Annotated in this window: 2 protein-coding genes; one reads left to right on the forward strand and one right to left on the reverse strand. The window is 73.2% G+C overall.

Annotated elements, in window-relative coordinates:
• Positions 1 to 1,793, reverse strand: a 1,793-nt coding sequence (locus AB0G02_RS31290; RefSeq protein ID WP_360801217.1) for a non-ribosomal peptide synthetase, incomplete at its 3' end; no start/stop codon positions are given.
• Between the two features lie 256 nt (positions 1,794 to 2,049).
• On the opposite strand from AB0G02_RS31290, the gene AB0G02_RS31295 reads away from it, so the two are divergent.
• The gene (locus AB0G02_RS31295; protein ID WP_360801220.1) at positions 2,050 to 3,603 is read left to right on the forward strand and encodes a right-handed parallel beta-helix repeat-containing protein; all 1,554 of its coding nucleotides are present in this window, start codon (positions 2,050 to 2,052) and stop codon (positions 3,601 to 3,603) included.
• Positions 3,604 to 3,690 lie beyond the last annotated feature (87 nt).

Raw genomic sequence — 3,690 nt, forward strand, 5'->3', positions numbered from 1 at the left:
ACCTCGTCGTCGGAGAGCCCTTCCACGTGGGCGACGATCGCGTCCTGGATCAGGGCCGCCGACTCCGCCACGGTCGGGAAGTCGAACAGGCTGCGCACGGACAGCTCGACGGGGAACCGCTCCGCGACCAGGGCCACGAACCGGGTGGCCAGCAGCGAGTGCCCGCCCAGGTCCGCGAAGAAGTCGTCGTGCACCCCGACCCGCTCCACGCCGAGCAGCTCGCGCCAGATCTCGACGACGACCTCCTCGACCGGCGTGCGCGGCGCGACGTAGTCGCCGGTCGCCGCGGCGGGGACGGTCAGGGCGGCCCGGTCGATCTTGCCGTTCGGCGTGACGGGCAGGCCGTCCACGAACGACCACAGGCCGGGCACCATGTGGTCGGGCAGCCGCCGGGACAGGAAGGCGTGCAGCTCGTCGGCGGGCGCGTCACCGACGACGTGGGCGACGAGCACGCGGTCGGACCCGTCGCGGTCGTGGGCGGTCACCACGGCGGTGCGCACGGCCGGGTGCGCGACCAGCGCCGTCTCCACCTCGCCCAGCTCCACCCGGAACCCCCGGATCTTGACCTGGTGGTCCAGCCGGCCGAAGAACTCCACCACGCCGTCGGCGCGGACGCGGGCCTCGTCACCGGTGCGGTAGACGCGCTCGCCGTCGCCGGTCGGGTCCGGGACGAAGCGCTCCGCGGTCAACGACGGCCGGTCGTGGTACCCACGGGCCACGCCGGGACCGCCGAGCAGCAGCTCCCCGCGCTCGCCCCGCGCCAGCGGCAGGCCGGAGTCGTCCGCGACGAACGCGTGGGTGTTGGCGATCGGGCGGCCGATCGGGATGGCGCCCAGGGTGTCGGAGACGGTCATGCCGCGCAGGGCGCACGCGAACGTCGTGCACTCGGTGGGCCCGTACCCGTTGCTCATCTCCGCGCCGAGCTCCTGGATGACCCGCCGCGCCTGGACGGGCGGCACCACGTCACCGCCCGCGATCACGTGCCGCACGCCGGCCAGCGCCTCGACCCTGGTGTCCACGACGTGCGCGAACAGACCTGAGCTGAGCCACAGGGTGCTCACCCCGTACCGGCGCACGGCGGTCTCCACCGCGGCGGCCGTCGGCGGTCCCGGCGGGAGCACGGCGAGGACCGCGCCGTTGGCCAGGGAGCCCCACAGCTCGAACGTCGACACGTCGAAGCACAGCGAGGTCAGCAGCAGGAACACCTGGTCGGCGTCGAAGTCCGCGAAGTCCGCCCGGTGCACCAGGCGCACCACGCCGCGGTGCGTGACCTGGACGCCCTTGGGCCTGCCCGTCGAACCGGACGTGTACATCGTGTAGATCAGGTTGTCCGGGACGACCGCGACCCGCGGCGCCTCGATCGGACCGGTGGTCAGGTCTACCTCGTCCACGACGACGACTTCCCGCGCCGAGGCGACCCGGTCGACCAGGGACCGCTGCGTGACCGCGACCGACGCACCCGAGTCCGCGACCATGTAGTCGAGGCGGGAGGCGGGGTACTCGGGGTCCAGCGGGACGTAGTAGCCACCCGCCTTGAGGATGCCGAGCATGGCCACGAGCAGGTCCGGTCCGCGTTCCAGGCACAGCGCCACCGGCACCTCGGGGCCCACCCCGTGCTGGCGCAGCAGGTGCGCGAAGCGGTTGGCGCGCAGCTCCAGGTCCCCGTAGGTGAGGTCGCCGCCGTCCCAGCGGACCGCCACGGCGGTGGGACGCGCCGACGCGTGCTCGGCGAACAACTCGTGCACGCACCGGTCCGGCAGCGGCACCTCGGGCCCACGCAGCAGATCAGTCACGCCCGCAGTATCGGACCGCCACCGGAAGCCGCGGCAGAGACGAACCCGCACACTTTCCGGCCGTCGCCCGGCCATCGCCCGGCCATCGCCGGTGCCGGGGACTTCCGTTCCGCCCCCCGGAGCGCCCTCGCTGTGGCACGGTGGCCCGGTGCCGCTCGGGGGGCGTGTCGGGCAGACCGGTCGAGTCGTCGTCGCGCCCGACCTCCGGGTTCCGACGTCCTTGAGAGGGTTCATGGAACACTTACGACACCGCAGCGTGATCACCGTCGCGGCGGTCGCCGCCGGGATGCTCGTCGGGGGCGCCGCGAGCCAGGCCGACCCGACGGCCTCACCGACCTGGTCCGCGACGGCCACCTGCTCGGGGGTGAACGTCCCCCTCGGCGCGGACATCCAGGGTGCCGTGAACGCGAACCCCGCCGGGACGACGTACTGCCTGGCCGCCGGCACCTACCGCCTGTCCGCGCCGCTGGCGCTCAAGACCGGCGACACCCTGTGGGGTGCGGGTCCGTCACCGACGAGCGGCACCGTGCTCTCCGGCGCGCGGGTGCTGACGGGCTGGGTGGCCTCCGGCGCGAACTGGTACGTCAGCGGGGTCCTGCCGCCGTCGTACCAGGACGCCAACGGGCAGTGCGAGAACCTCTCGACCAACCTCTGCCACAAGTTCGAGGACGTGTTCCGCAACAGCACCCAGCTGCTCCGGGTGGCGAGCCTCGACCAGCTCGGCCCCGGCGGCTTCTACCCGGACTACGCGGCCAACCGCGTCTACGTCCGGGACGACCCGGCCGGGGTCACCACGCAGATCGGCCGCACCCCGGCGGCGAACACCGTCGGCGGCGCGACCGACGTCGTGATCCGCGACCTCGGCGTGCGGTACTTCGCCTCGCCCAGCCAGGCCGGCGCGCTGGAGCTCGGCCACCGGTGGAAGGTCTTCAGCGTGGCGACCAGCTACAACCACGCGCTCGGGTTCAAGGTGACCGGCAACGGCGCGTCCTTCACGGCCGGGCGGTCGTCGTACAACGGTCAGCTCGGCGGCGGCGTGAACCGCGGTCGCGACTTCACCATCTCCGACGTGGAGGTCGACCACAACAACGCCCAGGCGCTGTACTGGGTGAGCGACTGGGAGTCCGGCGGCATCAAGGTCACCAACGGGGCGACCGGCGTGGTCGAGCGCGCCAACGTGCACGACAACTTCGGCATCGGGCTGTGGGCCGACGGTCAGGCGGGCGACCCGGCCGTGGCGGACTCGCTGCGCTTCGTGGACTCCAGCGTCGTCCACAACTCCGCCGACGGCGTCCGCTTCGAGATCAGCAGCAACGGCCGGATCTCCGACAACACCGTCACCGACAACGGCTGCGACCTGCTCGGCCGCCGGGGGCCGCAGGCGATCGCGGGCCTGCCCGACGGCGCCGGCATCGACGTCAACACGTCGGTGGGGGTGGTGGTCTCGGGCAACGTCGTCAGCCGCAACCACAACGGCATCGGCGGCCAGGAGCGGCGCAACCGCGAGCTGCACCTGCAACACCTCCGCGTGGTCGACAACACCGTCGACCTGACCAGGTGCGCCAACGACTTCGGCCTCGGCCTCGCCGGCGTGGTCACCGACCAGCGGGCGGACCGGCCGCCGTACTGGGGCGGGACCTTCACCGCCGAGGGCGACAACCTGTTCGTGGGCAACGACTACCGAATCCCCGCGGTCGACGGCGGCCTGAGCGCCAAGCGGTTCGCCTGGAACGGCAGCTACCGCCTCACCTGGGCCACGTGGACCGGCTACGGCCAGGATGCGGGCGGCACGGCCGTGGCCATCCCGTGACGCGGCGCCCGCCCTCGACGCCCGGACGCCCCGACACGGCGGCGTCCGGAGGCAGAGGGCGTCGCTCCGCCCCGCGCCGCGGAGTCG

The sequence above is a fragment of the Actinosynnema sp. NPDC023658 genome (assembly GCF_040639995.1).
Taxonomy (GTDB): Bacteria; Actinomycetota; Actinomycetes; order Mycobacteriales; family Pseudonocardiaceae; genus Actinosynnema.